We start from the raw sequence: 16395 nt of genomic DNA on the forward strand, positions 1-16395 counted from the left end.
GCCCCCGCGCACGCCGCAACCGCCGCAGCACTCCCCCACCACCAGTCCCGCCGCGGCAGACGAGAGGGGCGGATGCCTCGACCGCCGCGATCGCGCGGGTCGAGGCATCCGCCCCTCATGTCGTGCTTTACAGCGCGGTGATGATCTCGCGCATCAGCTCGGCGGTTTCGCTGGGCGTCTTGCCGACCTTGACGCCGGCGGCCTCGAGGGCCTCCTTCTTGGCCTGCGCGGTGCCGGCCGAGCCGGACACGATGGCGCCGGCGTGGCCCATGGTCTTGCCCTCGGGCGCGGTGAATCCGGCGACGTAGCCGACGACCGGCTTGGTGACGTTCGCCTTGATGAACTCGGCCGCGCGCTCTTCGGCGTCGCCGCCGATCTCGCCGATCATGACGATCGCCTTGGTCTCGGGGTCGGCCTCGAACGCGGCCAGCGCGTCGATGTGGGTGGTGCCGATGACCGGGTCACCGCCGATGCCGATGGCGGTCGAGAAGCCCAGGTCGCGCAGCTCGAACATCATCTGGTAGGTCAGCGTGCCCGACTTCGACACCAGGCCGATCGGGCCCTTGCCGGTGATGTTGGCCGGCGTGATGCCCACCAGCGCCTCACCCGGAGTGATGACGCCGGGGCAGTTCGGACCGATGATGCGGGTCTTGTTGCCCTTGCTCTGCGCGTAGGCCCAGGCCTCGGCGGTGTCGCCGACCGGCACACCCTCGGTGATGACCACGAGCAGCGGAATCTCGGTGTCGATGGCTTCGATCATCGCGTCCTTGGTGAACGCCGGCGGCACGAAGGCGATCGACACGTCGGCGCCCGTCTTCTCGATGGCCTCGGCCACCGTGCCGAACACGGGCAGCTCGACGGGGTTGCCGTCCTTGTCGGTGTGCGACACCGTGGTGCCGGCCTTGCGCGCGTTCACGCCGCCGACGACGTTGGTGCCGGCCTTGAGCATGAGCGCGGTGTGCTTGGTGCCCTCGCCGCCGGTGATGCCCTGGACGATGACCTTGGAATCCTTGTTGAGGTAGATCGACATTCTCTTGTCCTTATCTCGTCGTCAGGCTCAGGCGTTGGCCAGCTCGGCGGCCTTGTCGGCGCCTTCGTCCATGCTCGAAGCCAAGGTCACCAGCGGGTGGTTCGCACCGGCGAGAATGGCCCGGCCCTCTTCGACCTGGTTGCCGTCGAGGCGCACGACCAGCGGCTTGGTGGCGGCATCCCCGAGAATCTCCAGCGCCTTGACGATGCCTTCGGCCACGGCCACGCACGAGGTGATGCCGCCGAACACGTTGACGAAGACGCTCTTGACCTGCGCGTCGCCCAGGATCACGTCGAGGCCCGCGGCCATGACGGTGGCCGAGGCCCCGCCGCCGATGTCGAGGAAGTTGGCCGGCTTCACGCCGCCGTGCTTCTCGCCGGCGTACGCGACGACGTCGAGCGTGGACATGACCAAGCCCGCACCGTTGCCGATGATGCCGACCTGGCCGTCGAGCTTCACATAGTTGAGGTCGTGCTGCTTGGCCTTGGCCTCGAGCGGGTCAGCGGCCGACTTGTCTTCGAGCGCCTCGTGGTTCGGGTGACGGAACGACGCATTGTCGTCGAGCGACACCTTGCCGTCGAGGGCGATGATGTCACCCTCTTCGGTCTGCACGAGCGGGTTCACCTCGACGAGCGTGGCGTCCTCACCCTTGTACACGTTGTAGAGCTTGACGAACACCTCGGCCACCTTCGGGGCCAGATCGGCGTCGAAGCCGGCAGCCTGGGCGATCTCGAGCGCCTTCGCCTGGTCGATGCCGGTGAGCGGGTCGACCTCGACGCGCGCGAGCGCCTCGGGCTTCTCGACGGCGAGCTGCTCGATCTCCATGCCGCCCTCGACGCTGGAGAGCGACAGGTAGGAGCGGTTGGCGCGATCCAGCAGCACCGAGAAGTAGAACTCCTTCGCGATGCGGGCGCCGCCGGCGACCATCACGCGCTTGACGATGTGGCCCTTGATGTCCAGACCCAGAATGGCCTGGGCCGCCTCATACGCCTCCTCGGGCGTCTTTGCGACCTTGACGCCGCCGGCCTTTCCGCGACCGCCGGTCTTGACCTGCGCCTTGACGACGACGACCCCGCCCAGCTTCTCGGCCGCAGCCTTCACTTCTTCGGGGGTATCGGCGATGATGCCGGGAAGCACCGGCACCTCATACTGTTCGAACAGGTCTCGTGCCTGGTACTCGTAGAGATCCACTGCAATCCTTCGTTGGGACGAATGTGGGGTGATGAGGCGAAAAACGTCTCGACGTCGAGATAAATCGACCGATCCCCCAGCCTACTACCGGTGCCTGAGAGCCCCCGTGCATCCTTACCCTGCGGGGACGGCATCCCTGGAATGGATGCCGCGGGCCGGGCGGTCTCACGACTAATCTCGGAACATGAGCACCTCTTCGCGCACCGCCGTCATGGCCGCGGCGCTCGACCTGTTCGACCGGCAGGGCTTCGAGGCCACCTCGGTCGAGCAGATAGCGAAGGCCGCCGGGGTGTCGCGGTCGACGTTCTTCCGACAGTTCGGTGGCAAAGACGATGTCGTCTTCGCCGATCACGAACTGCTGCTGGACATGCTGCGCGAATACCTCGGCAAACCCCACGACGACCCGTGGCTTGCGGTGCGGGATGCCTGTATCAAGGTGTTTCGGCACTTCGCCGCCGACCCCGACCTGGCGCGGCGGCGGTACGCCGTCGTGCGCCAGGTGCCGGCGCTGCGCGAACGTGAGATCGTCACGGTGTTCCGCTACGAACGGCTGTTCGACGAGTATCTGCGCGACGCGTTGCCCGGTCTTGATCCGGTGGACGCGGTCAGCTTCGCCGCGGTCGTCACCGCCATCCACAACCATGTGCTGCGGCGGCTGATCCGCGGCACCAAGCGTGTGCCGGTCTCGGTCCTCAGTGCCGCCCTCGACGAGGCGCTGCGCCGCTTCGGCGTGCTCGGCACCGCGGCCGCTCCGGCCTCCGACGATGTCGTGGTCGCCGTCTTTCCGCGCCGGATGCCGGTGGCCGAGGTCGCACGCCGGCTGCGCGCCGACCTGCCCGGGGCATCGTGAGCTCTCTCACCCGCGCCGGCTCGCGGCATCCGGTCTGCTGATTCCTGCCAGAAAAAGATCCGTGAGCTGCTCGGCCACCTGCGTCTTGCTCTCGGGACCCTCGGGCGAATACCACTGCGACAGGTAGTGCACGTCGCTGAAGAAGTGGGCAACCAGCACCGCGGTGGGAATGTCGGTGCGCCACAGACCCTGCGCCTGGCCTTGCTCGATGAGCGCGACGAACGCGTCGTGATATGCGCGCCGGCGCCGGGTGACCTCATGCTGCCGAGAGGCCGAGACCAGGTGCGCGCTGCGAAAGAACACGGTGGCCGCCGGCAGATCGTCGATCGAGGTCTCGATGACGTCGACGCAGGCCGCGCGCAGCACCTGATCGATGTCGCCGCCCGCAGTGATGATCGCGTCGAGCCGCGTCTTCTGCAGTGACAGCAGCCGATCGTAGATGCCGAACAGCAGGTCGTCCTTCGACTCGAAGTAGTGGTACATCGCGCCCTTGGTGACGCCGGCCGCCTCGACGATCTGCTGCACGCTCGTGCTGGCATAGCCCTGCACCGCGAAAAGCTCGACCGCAGCGCGCGTGACGTCGTCTGCGACGTGGGAGTCCTTCATGGCGTCAATCCTTTCGCACTGCGCGGGCGCTCGCGCTCACGCTCATGCTCATGCTCATGCTCACGCTCACACACGCTCACGCTCACGCACGCTCACCCGCTCACACACGCCCACTCGCTCACGCTCACGCTTACCCTCACGCACGCTCACGCTCACGCACGCCCACTCGCTCACGCTCACACACGCTCACGCTCACGCACGCTCACCCGCTCACACACGCCCACTCGCTCACGCTCACGCTTACCCTCACGCACGCTCACGCTCACGCACGCCCACTCGCTCACGCTCACGCACGCTCACGCGCTCGCGCTTACGCGAGGGGGCGGATGCCTGACCCGCCGTCGATCGGCAGCGCGTGGCCGGTGATCCACGCGGCATCCGCCGACAGCAGGAACGCGACGGGCCCGGCGACATCGGCCGGTTCCCCGAGCCGCTTCAACGGGTAATCGTCGGCGACCTGCGCCTCGCGCCCTTCGTACAGGGCCCGCGCGAACCGCGTCTTGATGATCGCCGGCGCGACGGCGTTGACACGGACCGCGGGCGCGAGTTCGAACGCCAGTTGCATCGTCAGGTTGATCACGGCCGCCTTCGAGATGCCGTAGAAGGCGATGCCCGGGCTGGCGCCGAGGCCGGCCACCGACGCGATGTTGACGACCGATCGCGATAGTCCCGCAGCCACCGCATCGCGGGTCCAGTCGAGGGTGGCCACGACGTTCACCTCGAGGATCTTGCGGGCGGCGTCCGCGTCGACATCCACGATCGGGCCGTAGACCGGGTTGATCCCGGTGTTGTTCACGAGGTGTTCGAGGTGTCCGTGCCGCTCGGCGATGTGTTGGTAGACCGCGGCGCGGTGCGCGGGGTCATCCGCGTGGCCGGCGATGCCCGAGGCGGCCGGACCGAGTTCAGCCACCGCGGCATCCAGGGCCTCCTGCTTGCGGCCGGTGATCACGACCGCTCCGCCTTCGTCGACCAGGCGCTTGGCCACCGCGAAGCCGATGCCGCGGCTGGAGCCGGTGATCAGCGTCACGGTGTCTGCGAAGCGGTTGAGAGCCATCACGTCTCCTCATCGAGTCATACCGGCTGGTCGGTTTGTGTGGTTCACGCTAGCACACGCGCCCGCTCGCGCTGCTCGAATCCGCATCCGCTACCCCGTTCCGCATCCGCTACCTCATTCCGCATCCGCGCCCCCATTCCGCATCCGCTACCCCATTCCGCATCCGCGCCCCCAATCCGCATCCGCGCCCCCATTCCGCATCCGCGCCCCCATTCCGCATCCGCGCCCCATTTCGACGACACCCCGCCACTCGCGCTACCCGAATCCGCACCCGCGCATGCGATTCACACCCGCGAACGCAGAATCGGATAGCGCGAGCGAATCAGCACACCGCGCCCCGTCCCTCGCGCTACCCGAATCCGCGTACGCCACCCCATTCCGCGCCCACGCGGCCCTTCAGCGTCCGCGCTCGTTTCGACGCTCCCGCGCTCGCGCCACCGCAACCAGCATCCGCGCCCCCAATCCGCGTCCGCTACCCCAACCCGCATCCGCGCCCCGTTTCGACGACACCCCACCACTCGCGCTACCCGAATCCGCATCCGCGCATGCGATTCACACCCGCGAACGCAGAACCGGATAGCGCGACCTGAACGACACCCCTCGCACCGTCCCCCGCGCCACCGCAATCAGCATCCGCGCCCCCAATCCGCATCCGCTACCCCATTTCGCACCCGCGCCTCGTTTCGACGACACCCCTCCGCTCGCGCTACCCGAATCCGCATCCGCGCATGCGATTTACACCCGCGAACGCAGAACCGGATAGCGCGAGCAAATCAGCACGCCGCACCCCGTCCCCCACGAACGCGGAATCGGGTAGCGCGAGTGAATCCGAGGGGTGGATGCCGCGACCCGACATGTCTGCGAGCGTCGCCTCGCACCGGCGTCACGCGCACGCCGCCCCGCGCCGGCGTCACTCGCACCCCGCCCCGCACCGGCGTCACGCGCACCCCGCCCCGCGGCCGTCGTCACCGCCACCGCCGTGCCGTCCGCCATCGCCGTCCCGGCTGCCACGCCGTGCCGGCCGCCACCGGCGCGGCTGGCCGTCACCGCCCCGGAAGAATCGCCGACAGCCGAAAGTCGGTGGCCTCTTCCAGCTGATCGAACGTGCATGAGCGCGGGTCACGGTCGGGACGCCAGCGGCGAAAGCTCGGAATGTGGCGAAAACGATCGCCTTCCATGTGGTCATAGGCCACCTCGACGACGAGTTCGGGGCGCAGCGGCACGAACGAGAGGTCCTTGCCGGCGTTCCACCTGCTCACCGCGCCCGGGCGCCGCTGATCACCGGCCTCGTGCTCTGCCCACCTACCCCAGGGATGCTGCGCCAGATCGACGTCACGGTACGGCGCGAGCTCATCGAGAAGGGTCTTGCGGCGCGCCATCGGAAACGAGGCGGTCACGCCGACGTGTTGCAGCTGCCCGTCGTCGCTGTACAGGCCCAGCAGCAGCGAGCCGACCACATCGCCGGTCTTGTGCCAGCGGAATCCGGCGACGACGCAGTCGGCGGTGCGTTCGTGCTTGATCTTGAACATGCTGCGCTTGCCCGGCTGGTACGTGCCCTCAAGCGGCTTGGCCACGACGCCGTCGAGCCCCGCACCCTCGAAGCTGTCGAACCACTCCCGCGCCTGCTGAAGGTCGGCGGTCGACGGTGTGACGAAGATCGGGTCGGCGGCATCCCCCAGTGCTTCGACCAGACGCGCACGGCGCTGCCCGAAGGGCTGCGGCATGAGGTCGAGATCGTCGAGAGCGAGCAGGTCGAACCCGATGAACGAGGCGGGTGTCTGTGCGGCCAGCAGTCGAACCCTGCTGTCGGCCGGGTGAATGCGCTGCTGCAGCGCCTCGAAATCGAGGTGGTCGTCGGTGGCCACGACGATCTCTCCGTCGATGACGCAACGCGTTGGCGTGTGCGCTTTGAGCGCGTCGACGAGTTCGGGAAAGTACCGGGTCAGCGGCCGTTCGTTGCGGCTGCCGAGCACGACCTCGTCACCGTCTCGGAAGACGATGGTGCGGAAACCGTCCCACTTGGGCTCGGCGTGCCCGAGATCGGGGATCTCCTTGACCGACTTGGCGAGCATCGGTGCGACGGGTGGCATGACGGGCAGCTGCATGGCTCAATCTTTCGTGCGCGGCGGGGTGAACTCGACGAGCGGGATGAACGCGTCTGCGCCGGCTGCGGCATCCATCGCCCCCTTCAGATGTTTCCAGGCGACGGGATGCTGCGCTGCATACCGCTGCAGAGCTGTGGTCGACTCATCCCGGTCGAGAAGACGCACGTGCGCACGCACCCGCCGCGCCCGCCCGGTGCTGAGGTAGGCGACGGAGTTGGCCCCGAGATTGCGGTACCACTGGGCCTTCGTGCCGAATCCCGACGCGACCACGATGCGGTTGCGAGTGCGCTCGGCCACCTCGACGACGACGAAACGCGGCTCGCGCGAGACGCGACCAAGGTGTTCGATCATGACCAGGCGCGTGCCGAACAGCCACCCGAAGCCGGCGCGATACAGGGCGATAGGCGCACGCACGAGCCACTGCGTGCCTAACAGCGCGGCGATCGCCCGGTCGATGCGCGATGCCCTCATCAGTCCTCCTTGCGCGTCCGGCTCGGCTGCACCCGGGGCGGCTCGCCCGGCATCTTCGGAAACTCCGGTGGGAAGGGAAGTTCGCCCAGTCCGTCGTCGAGGTCGCGCTGCCACCACTCCAGGAGCGTGTCGATCCGGCCCGGTTTCGCGGCCAGCTGACGCCACGGATCGCCCACCTCGGCAAGCCGCCGCGGAATCGTGCGCACCGTGAACGAGGCGGGGTCGACGTCGGTCAGTTCGTTCCACGTCACCGGCGTCGACACGGTGGCCGCGGGCAGGGCGCGGGGGCTGTACGCACCGGCCATGGTGCGGTCACGGTTGGCCTGGTTGAAGTCGATGAAGATGCGCGCGCCGCGCTCTTCCTTCCACCAGTCCATCGTGACCTTCTCGGGCAGGCGCCGGGCCAGCTCACGGCCGGCGGCGATGACCGCGTGCCGCACGTCGAGGAACTCGTACATCGGCTCGATCGGGCAGAACACATGCAGGCCGCGGCTGCCGCTCGTTTTCACCCAGGCATCCAGCCCCGCCTCTGCCAGCACCTCGCGCAGCGCCGGGGCCACCGCCACAGCGTCGGCGAAGTCGGTGCCCGGCTGCGGGTCGAGGTCGATGCGCAGCTCGACCGGGTGATCGGTGTCGGCGGCCAGCGACGCCCAGGGATGGAAGACGACCGTGTTCATCTGCGCGGCCCACACCGCCGCGGCGATCTCGGTGAGCACGAGCTGCGGATGCCGCCGCCCGCTGTTGTACGTCACGGTGACGCTCTCGACATAGTCGGGAGCCCCCTTGGGTGGGTTCTTCGAGAAGAACGCCTCGCCGTCGATGCCGTCGGGGAACCGCTGCAAAGAAACCGGACGGTTGCCGTTGGCGGCCAGGAACGGCTCGGCGACGGCGATGAAATATTCGGCCAACTCGCGCTTGGTGATGCCGGCATCGGGCCACACCACCCGATCGGGACTCGACAAAGAGACCTCGCGGTCGCCGTGCGGCCCGGGCACCGTCAGTGTGATCCGCGGTGAAGCCATGCGCCAACGCTATCGATCAGCACCGACATTCAACAGGGGCGGGATGCCGCAGCCCGTGCCTGTCACAACAGGGGCGGGATGCCGCAGCCCCGTGCCTGTCACAACAGGGGCGGGATGCCGCAGCCCCGTGCCTGTCACAACAGCGGCGGGATGCCACGGCTCAGTGTCCTCGCCACGGCAGCCGCCGGTCGAGCAGCACCAGCAGCAGCACCGCCACGCCCAGCCCCACCAGCACCAGCGCGGCAGCGTGCAGACCGGCGTCGGTGGCGCGCCCGGGGAAGGCGAGTGCTATCAGCGCCGAGGCGAAGATAGCGCCCAGATAGCTCGACGTACGCAGCAGGCCCGAGGCCACGCCGATCTCATCGGAGGTGGTCTGGGTGTAGAGCGCGGCCTGATTGGCCGTGGAGTTCATGCCCATCACGACACCGAACACGAGACTCAAGGCGACAAGAAGTACCACGTTCGTGTGGGCGCCGACGAGCGTCAAGGCCACGCCGCCGGCGATGACTGCGACAGCGCTGATCAGCAGCGGCCCACGCACCTGCGCGCGCGGTGCGATCACGGCGGCGCCGATCGCGGCGACCGCGCTCATCGGCAGCATGACCAGCCCGCTGACGCTGGCGGCAAGCCCGCGCCCCTCCTCGAGCCACTGCACATAGCCGTACAGCACCGTGTACGCGGCCATCAGGGTCAGCGCTTGGCGCAGATATGTGCGCACCAGCGGATGATTGCCCGCCAGCATCCGCAGATCGATGAAGGGATGCCGCGCGCGCAGCTCCCACCAGATCATGGCTGCCACGGCCACCGCGAATGCACCGGCGAACCACCAATTCGGATGCCGCACATCCGACAGCACCGCGATCAGGGCGATCACCGCCGCGGTGAAGAACGCCATGCCGAGCGGATCGAGAGCGCGGGCCAGCTCCCGTGCCGAACTGCGCACTCGGGGCTTGTCGGCGGGCAGCCACACCAGCGCCAGCACGATGCCGGCAAGGCCCAGCGGAATGTTCACGGCGAACACCGCCGGCCATCCCCACAGTCCCACCAGCAGCCCGCCCAACGGCAGGCCGAGGGCCGCCGTCACCTGGCCGGCGATCGAGATCCCCCCGAGTACTGTGCCCGGGATGCCGCTGCCCGCCGCCTCGGCACGGGATCTGATCATCGCCATCGCGGTCGGGTAGCCGGCCGCCGTGCCGATGCCGATCAGGGCCCGCGAGGCGATCAGCCAGCCGAACGAGGGCGCGAAAGTGCCGACGATGCCGGCGAGGGTCACGATCGACAGCCCGATCAGGAACACCCGACGTGCCCCGAACTGGCTCGCCAGTCGACCCATCGCCGGCTGCGCGACCGCGCTGGCGACGTAGACGGCGGCCACGAGCGTGGCCGTCTGCCCGGCGCTGACGCCGAAGCCGGTGCCGATGGCGACCAGCGAGGTCGCGATGATCGAGGAATTGATCGGGTTGAGCGAGGTGCCCCACAGCAGCGGGGTGACGAACCTCGCCCGGAACGGACGCTCTCCGACGGCGGTCGGGGTCAACGCTGCGTCGCCTCCAGCAGGTCGATGATCTGCGCGGTGGTGCCCGTCTCTCCCAGCGCCGGGAAAATGCGCTCCACGGCGTTGCGGTGGGAGTCGGGATCGGTGTCGGCCACGGCATCGACGGCCACCGTCACGTTGTACCCGTGTTCGTGCGCCGACCGCGCCGTCGATTCGACGCCCTTGCTCGTCGCGATGCCGCTGAGCACCACCTGGGTGACGCCTTGTTCGCGCAGCCGTTCGTCCAGATCGGTGCCGTGGAAAGCGCCCCAGGTCTTCTTCGTGACGCGGATGCCCTCACCCAATTCGGGCAGCAGCTCGGCCCATCCCTCGGGGCGCGCTGCCGCCGGCCGCGGGCGCTCGGTGCGTCCGGGGGCTCCGGAGACGACGTTCACGAGCACGACCGGCAGGTCGTGTGCACGGAACGCGTCGGCGAGCTCCACGGCGCGGGCGACGACGGGGGCGGCCTGAGGGGAGCCGGCGATTCCCGCCTGCAGATCGATGATGACCAGCGCGGTGCGCGGGTCAAGGGTGGTGAGGGTCACAGGGCATCTTTCGGGTCGGGCTGCAGCATCCGCTCGACAAGAGCGACGGCAGCGGTCAAAGTGTGCAGTTCGTCGGCGGTGAACCGTTCAGAGAGGGTGCGCACAAGCCACTCCTGCTTGGCGCTGCGCCCCTGGCGCAGGGCGCGCTCGCCGTCGTCGGAGAGCGAAACCTGCACGGCGCGCCCGTCGTTCGGGTCGGGCTGCCGGGTGAGGATGCCGGCGTCGACCAGCGAGGCCACAGTCGCGCTCATCGACTGCGGGCGCATCCCCTCGGCACGTGCCAGCTCAGAGGTCGTGGCCGGGCCTTCGTCGAGCAGGCGCCGGATCACCGCGACCTGCGCGGCACTGTACTCGGCATTGCCCGCCTCGGCGCGCAGCCGGCGATACAGGCGCGAGGCCACGACGCGCAGCGCGGCGGCAGTCTCGTCGATGTCGGTCACATCCGACACCGTAACACTTCTTCAGGCAACCTGTACAGTTTGCCTGAATTCATCGGTGCGAGCACGGGATTCCCCGTGCCGTTCTGCGCGGGTCAGCTCTCGCGGTGCGCGTTCTGCGCGGATCAGCTCTCGCGGGTCGCGTTCTCAGTGGCGGATGCCGCGTCTGCAGCGTTCGCGGACGCTTCGGCTGCCGCATCCTGCTCCTCGGCTGCCGCATCCGGCTCCTCGGCTGCCGCATCCGGCTCCTCGGCTGCCGCATCCGGCTCCTCGGCGATCTGCTGCGCTGCCTCGGGCTCAGGCAGTGCGAGCACAGCGCCCAACTCGTCGCGGTTCACGCGGATCCAGGGCCCGACGGGATCGACGACCACACCCTCGATGCCGTCATCACCGCGCAGTGCTTGTCCGAGTTGCGCCGGGCTGAACGGCATCGGCCGATCGTTACGTCCCAGAGCGACGACCTCGAGCGGATGCGAGAACACCGGCAGAATGCGCTCACCCGATGCGGTGCGCGATTCGGCCACTCCCCAGTCGTCGTCGTCCGAGGCGCGGTTCACCGCGATCCACAACGGAGTGCTCGCCAGCGCCTCAGCGACCTGTGCGGCCGTGTCGTCGGTGCGCGGGCCGCTGACGAGCTTCTTGAGGGTGCACTGCGGATCCCACTCGGCGACCATGCGCTCGATCAGGGCACGCGGCAGCACCACGGCGGCCGGGGTCGAGGCATGATCGACCATGACCCCGGCGAACTCTCCCTGCAGCACATACTGCAGCACGGCAGGCCCGGGCTGCCCCATCGCCGAGGTCTCGGTGTCGCCATCGGCCTGCACAGCCGCAGCCAGCGCTGCCCCCGAGCTGTAGAGCATGACGAACTGGCCTTCGTCGCGAGTCGCAACAGCCAAAGGCAGCGCCTCGCCGGCGTTCATGAGCTCTTGCGCGTTGCCCTTCACCCGCAGGTACACATTGCCCTGCAACAGCTGTCGTGCGACCCCGAGAATCTCGTGCGGTTCCGGGTTCTCGCCGAGGGCGCCCAGCGATCCGCGCAGCACGACGTTGTCGGGCAGGCCGGGAATCGTCTCGGCCGGTGCGGGCGGCTCTCCTGTGGGCTGAGAAGCCGTGGCCTGAGGGGCGGCCGGCTGCGCCGCGCCGGCACCGAAGCCGCCGTACGACGTCGTGGAGATTCCTACCTGGGGCACGTCTTGGGCGCCGGACACGTCCGCCGTGGTCGCGGCATCGACTGCAGACGCCGTGTTGGCATCGGCCGCAGGCCCGCCCGCAGCATCCGCTGCCGTCGAATCGGCGGTGACGGCGTCGGTCGATGTGCTGGCGGCCTCCACCTCGGCGGCCGCCTCAGGTGCCTCGGAATCGCCGTTGTCGGAACCGGTCGTCTTCGAGCCGCGGGAGAAAAGAGCCATTACGCCAGCCTAACCCGGGCCAGGATGAGGGTCGCGTCCGAGCCCCTCCATCGCCGCCGCCTACAGCTTCTCGATCGGCGCGATCTTGATGAGCAGCTTCTTGGCGCCGGCCTTGTCGAAACGCACGTGCGCCACGCGTTTCGGGCCCTCACCGGTGACGGCGTCCACGATGCCGTCTCCGAAGTCCTCATGCCGAATGCGGTCGCCCGAGGCGAGCTCCATGTCGCCGTTGTCGCGCACCTTCGCCGGAATGCGGTTGGGGAACTTCTCCATCGCGGTCGACTTCGGCCTCAGCGCGGGAGGATCGTCGGTGCGTCGCTGGCCCCACGGTCGGCGAGCGTTCAATGCTCGGGATTGCGTGCCGCCGCGCGAATTCACATCGCCCGGCGATTGCCGCCAGTCGATGAGCTCAGCGGGCACTTCTTGCAGAAAGCGGCTCGGCATGGCCACCGACACCTCGCCGAACTGCGCACGGGTCATGGCCAGCGTCAGGTACAGGCGCTGCCGCGCGCGGGTGACGCCCACATAGAACAGTCGGCGTTCCTCACTCGGGCCGCCCGGCTCACCGGCCGAGATACGGTGCGGCAGCAGGTCTTCTTCGACGCCGGTCAGGAACACCGTCTCGAATTCGAGCCCCTTTGCGGTGTGCAGGGTCATCAGCGACACCGTGCCCGACGCGTCTTCGAGGTCGTCGGCGTCGGAGACCAGCGCGACTTCGGTGAGGAAGTCCAGCAGTGTGCCGTCGGGGTTGTTGCGGGCGAACTCGCGTGCGACAGCGACGAGTTCGTCGAGGTTCTCGAGCCGCGCCTCGTCTTGCGGATCACGGCTGGCCCGCAGCGCGTCGCGGTAGCCGCTCTTGTCGAGCAGCACGCTTAGCCCCTCAGCCACCGCCGTGGGCGGGGCGATCTCACCCGAAGAGGGCAGCATGACGGCGGATGCCTCGGCCAAAACGGCATCGAGGCGGGTGATCGATGTCTGCAGCTTCGGTCCGACACCGAGCGCCGACGCGTTTGCGAGGGCGTCGCGGAAGGTGATGCCTTCGTCAGCCGCGTACCGCGCGATGGTCTCGACCGTCACGTCGCCGATGCCACGCTTGGGCCGATTGATGATGCGGCGCACTGCCATCTCGTCGGCCGGGTTGGCGACGGCCGTGAGATATGCGAGGGCGTCTTTGATCTCGGCGCGCTCGTAGAATCGCGTGCCGCCCATGATCTTGTACGGGATGGCCGCGCGGATGAAGATCTCTTCCAAGGCTCGGGACTGCGAGTTCGTGCGGTAGAACACCGCCATCTGCCCGTAGGCCATGCCACCGCGGCGGAGCACGTCGATCTCGTCGGCGACGAACTGTGCTTCGTCATGCTGCGAGTAGCCGGTGTAGCCGACGATTTTCTCGCCCTCGCCGACGTCGGTCCACAACCGCTTGTCTTTGCGGTCGAAGTTGTGGCTGATCACGGCGTTCGCGGCCGAGAGAATGTTCTGCGTTGAACGATAGTTCTGCTCGAGGAGCACGACCTTGGCGCCCGGGTAGTCGCGCTCGAACTCGGTGATGTTGCGGATGTCGGCGCCGCGGAACGCGTAGATCGACTGGTCGGAGTCACCGACGACGGTCAGCGAGGCCGGCTCGAGTTCGGGCGCGTGCTCCGGCTCGAAGATCATCATGCCGCCAGCGGAATATGGCTCGGCGGCCTTGCCCACCACAGGCCGGGTCAGCTCGTGGATGAGGGCGTACTGGGCGTGGTTGGTGTCTTGATACTCATCGACGAGGATGTGCCGGAAGCGTCGGCGATACACGTCGGCCACGCGCGGAAAGGCACGGAACAGGTAGACGGTCTGCCCGATGAGGTCGTCGAAGTCGAACGCGTTGGCCTTCTGCAGCGCCCGCTGGTAGGCGCCGAACACCTCCACGAACTTCCGCTCGGCCGGGTCGGACATGTTCGCGTCGCGCGCGTATGCCTCGGCGTCGACGAGCTCGTTCTTCGACTTCGAGATGCGACTCTGCACCGCCGCGGGCGTCAGGCCGAAGGCATCGGCCTCGTATTCCTTCACCAGCCGCTTGACCAGGGCGCGCGAATCGCCCGAGTCGTAGATCGTGAACGACTTCGTGAATCCGAACTGTTCGGCCTCGCGGCGCAGAATGCGCACGCACGCCGAGTGGAACGTCGAGATCCACATGCCCTGCGCGTGCTGGCCGACCAGCTGCTCGACGCGCTCGCGCATCTCGCCCGCCGCCTTGTTGGTGAACGTGATGGCGAGGATCTGGCTCGGCCACGCCTCTTTGTTGCGCAGCAGTGACGCTATGCGGTGCGTGAGCACGCGCGTCTTGCCCGAACCCGCGCCGGCGACGATGAGCAGGGCATTGCCCCGGTACACGACGGCCTCGCGCTGTTGCGGGTTCAGACCCTGCAGCAGGTCGTCGTCAGGACGGGAGCCGGCGGCGCGGGAAACGTCGCCGACGACGAGGGGCGTGGAGGCATCGGTCATGTCTCTTCGAGTCTAGGCGCGGCCGCCGACACTGCGACTTCTAACGGCCTGCCGCCATAACCACCACAGGCACGCCTTGGCCCACCAGGTTATTCAGTGGTCTCCTAGCGCGTGTCTGACGACAGATGGGCGCGGCCAATGGGGTTGGCGAATGAGGCCCGGTGGCTCCTGGCTGTACGTCTGGCTCGACGTCGAGACCCGAGAGATCGCATACGTGGGTGCCACTGGCTTCGACCCGGAGTTGCGCGCGTACTTGCATGTCACGAGTGAGGATCCTCAACTCGGGTGGGTAAGAGCAACGGTGCCTCAGTACGACGAGCGAACCCTCGACGTGCTGGCGTTCGAGTTGCCTGATGGCGTCGATCAGGCGGCTGCAAATCAGGTCCTGATCACGTGCCTAGCCGATGTCGGCGAGTACACGGGCGTGAGCGGAGCAGCGAGCGATCTGCGCAATGCCATCGGCCCGGTTCTTCAGGCGCTAGACAATCACCGCGGGATGGCGTCTCAGGAGTCTGCTGCTTCGTGAGTTCGCGGCTCCACGGTGACGGCGTTGAGCACCTCTGCAGCGCGACAGATGATGGCATGCTTGTCGAAGCGGGTGGCGAGACCGTGCCACTGCTCTATTTGGCAGTAGGGTCGCTCGATCACGCTGCGGTTCCTGTAGTCGTCGGGGTCAAGCGCAACCGGCCGGCCACTGCGTGACCGCGCCGTTTGCGGTGTGCCTTCCGGTCGTCCGATTCCGCGATGACAGCGTTGATTCCGCAGGAGCGAAAGTGACCGCGGATCGCGCGAGACGAGTACGCCTCATCGCCACGAACCGCGCCTGGGCGGGTCGTTGATCGAACAACGCTTCGCCCCACCTTCAGTTGCGCCATCAACGGCAGGGACATCCGGGGGGTCGCGTGTTCGTCGCGTGCTGATGCGCGCGGACACAATCGTCGAGTCCACCGATACCGACCGGTAGACGATCGCCTCGACCATCGTCCGCGCATCGCAGAACTTCTCACCCCGCCCCATCGGACGGGGCAGCATCCCTCGGTCAAAGACCATTGAGCATCCGAAAGCACCTGAGACCGCGGCACGGAATCAGGCTCTCAGCCAGCATCCACAACGTTTGTCAGGCACACTCTAGATCTCAGCCGCCGTCGACAGCCGTTCGACTCGTCTTTAATAGCAAGTCACCTAAATTACTATTGACATCCGAAAACTTGGAGGAGAGTATGAGGAGTACGCGGCTTTGCCTGCGAGCGGGACAAGAGGTCGACCCCTCAAGACAAAGCCACTTCTGAACGGAGACGGCGATGCGTGCACAGACCCCATCGGCGAAACCAAGGACGACATCAACACCACCACGGATGCGCAGCATCCTCGGGAGAGTGGCCGGAGTCGCTGCGCCCCTCGGCTCCCCGCGTCTTTTCGGGACTTCGGCAAACGCTGTGGAACCAGCCACTCCAAACGCGCTGCTGGCCTGCTCCTATATTTCAGTCGGCTATGACCAGAGCAACGGAGACGTAACCGCATCGTGCAGCGGTAACGTCGTCATTACGGTTTCTTGCCACGCCATCCCGGGATGGAGTCCCTGGACGATTCGGCACACGTACGACGTCGGTGCAGGCCAGAGTCGGGTGATCTCGGGCGTCTGGCCGAGCTGCCCGTG

At 67.7% G+C, this 16395-nt stretch carries 14 protein-coding genes and 1 pseudogene; 2 read left to right on the forward strand and 13 right to left on the reverse strand.

Annotated elements, in window-relative coordinates; genetic code table 11:
• Positions 1 to 127: 127 nt before the first annotated feature.
• Together sucD and sucC are read right to left on the reverse strand one after the other, a co-directional pair.
• The gene (sucD, locus tag ET475_RS02385) at positions 128 to 1030 is read right to left on the reverse strand and encodes a succinate--CoA ligase subunit alpha (RefSeq protein WP_129385670.1); all 903 of its coding nucleotides are present in this window, start codon (positions 1028 to 1030) and stop codon (positions 128 to 130) included.
• A 27-nt stretch (positions 1031 to 1057) separates the two neighbouring features.
• Positions 1058 to 2221: an ADP-forming succinate--CoA ligase subunit beta gene (gene sucC, locus ET475_RS02390; RefSeq protein WP_129385672.1), complete on the reverse strand. Its 1164-nt coding sequence runs from the start codon at positions 2219 to 2221 to the stop codon at positions 1058 to 1060.
• A gap of 184 nt (positions 2222 to 2405) precedes the next feature.
• On the opposite strand from sucC, the gene ET475_RS02395 reads away from it, so the two are divergent.
• Entirely contained in the window at positions 2406 to 3071 is a 666-nt protein-coding gene (locus tag ET475_RS02395; RefSeq protein WP_129385674.1) for a TetR/AcrR family transcriptional regulator, read from the forward strand.
• Positions 3072 to 3077: 6 nt separating this feature from the next.
• Here the strand turns inward: ET475_RS02395 and ET475_RS02400 are convergent, their stop codons facing one another.
• The 10 genes from ET475_RS02400 to ET475_RS02445 all read right to left on the reverse strand — a co-directional run bounded on the left by ET475_RS02400 (position 3078) and on the right by ET475_RS02445 (position 14738).
• On the reverse strand, positions 3078 to 3677 hold the full coding sequence (locus ET475_RS02400) for a TetR/AcrR family transcriptional regulator (RefSeq protein WP_129385676.1): 600 nt from the start codon (positions 3675 to 3677) through the stop codon (positions 3078 to 3080).
• Positions 3678 to 3987: 310 nt separating this feature from the next.
• The gene (locus ET475_RS02405; protein WP_129385678.1) at positions 3988 to 4731 is read right to left on the reverse strand and encodes an SDR family oxidoreductase; all 744 of its coding nucleotides are present in this window, start codon (positions 4729 to 4731) and stop codon (positions 3988 to 3990) included.
• 1043 nt (positions 4732 to 5774) lie between these two features.
• Positions 5775 to 6836 (reverse strand): ATP-dependent DNA ligase, encoded by a 1062-nt coding sequence (locus ET475_RS02410; RefSeq protein WP_129385680.1) that lies wholly within the window; start codon positions 6834 to 6836, stop codon positions 5775 to 5777.
• A gap of 3 nt (positions 6837 to 6839) precedes the next feature.
• On the reverse strand, positions 6840 to 7307 hold the full coding sequence (locus ET475_RS02415; RefSeq protein WP_129385682.1) for a nitroreductase family deazaflavin-dependent oxidoreductase: 468 nt from the start codon (positions 7305 to 7307) through the stop codon (positions 6840 to 6842).
• Positions 7307 to 8329 carry a non-homologous end-joining DNA ligase gene (ligD, locus tag ET475_RS02420; protein WP_129385684.1) on the reverse strand — a complete coding sequence of 341 codons (1023 nt, stop codon included), beginning with the start codon at positions 8327 to 8329 and terminating at the stop codon, positions 7307 to 7309. Before ligD ends, ET475_RS02415 begins: the two co-directional genes overlap by 1 nt.
• A gap of 160 nt (positions 8330 to 8489) precedes the next feature.
• Positions 8490 to 9866 carry an MFS transporter gene (locus ET475_RS02425; RefSeq protein ID WP_129385686.1) on the reverse strand — a complete coding sequence of 459 codons (1377 nt, stop codon included), beginning with the start codon at positions 9864 to 9866 and terminating at the stop codon, positions 8490 to 8492.
• Positions 9863 to 10408: an isochorismatase family protein gene (locus ET475_RS02430; RefSeq protein ID WP_129385688.1), complete on the reverse strand. Its 546-nt coding sequence runs from the start codon at positions 10406 to 10408 to the stop codon at positions 9863 to 9865. The genes ET475_RS02425 and ET475_RS02430 overlap by 4 nt, the downstream gene beginning before the upstream one ends.
• Positions 10405 to 10857: a MarR family winged helix-turn-helix transcriptional regulator gene (locus ET475_RS02435; protein WP_129385690.1), complete on the reverse strand. Its 453-nt coding sequence runs from the start codon at positions 10855 to 10857 to the stop codon at positions 10405 to 10407. Before ET475_RS02435 ends, ET475_RS02430 begins: the two co-directional genes overlap by 4 nt.
• Positions 10858 to 10970: 113 nt before the next feature.
• Positions 10971 to 12257, reverse strand: a complete 1287-nt coding sequence (locus ET475_RS17740; protein ID WP_165310693.1) for an SseB family protein — start codon at positions 12255 to 12257, stop codon at positions 10971 to 10973.
• 60 nt (positions 12258 to 12317) lie between these two features.
• Positions 12318 to 14738, reverse strand: a complete 2421-nt coding sequence (locus ET475_RS02445) for an ATP-dependent helicase (RefSeq protein WP_129385692.1) — start codon at positions 14736 to 14738, stop codon at positions 12318 to 12320.
• Positions 14739 to 14889: 151 nt separating this feature from the next.
• Here ET475_RS02445 and ET475_RS17745 point away from each other — a divergent pair, with 151 nt between their 5' ends.
• Complete coding sequence (locus ET475_RS17745; RefSeq protein WP_165310695.1) at positions 14890 to 15264, forward strand: hypothetical protein; 375 nt, start codon at positions 14890 to 14892, stop codon at positions 15262 to 15264.
• Positions 15265 to 15445: 181 nt separating this feature from the next.
• On the opposite strand, the pseudogene ET475_RS18370 reads toward ET475_RS17745, so the two are convergent.
• A pseudogene (locus tag ET475_RS18370) lies at positions 15446 to 15820 on the reverse strand (transposase family protein); the annotation flags it as partial.
• Between the last annotated feature and the right edge of the window lie 575 nt (positions 15821 to 16395).

Origin of the sequence: Microbacterium protaetiae (genome assembly GCF_004135285.1) — a bacterium.
Classification (GTDB): domain Bacteria; phylum Actinomycetota; class Actinomycetes; order Actinomycetales; family Microbacteriaceae; genus Microbacterium; species Microbacterium protaetiae.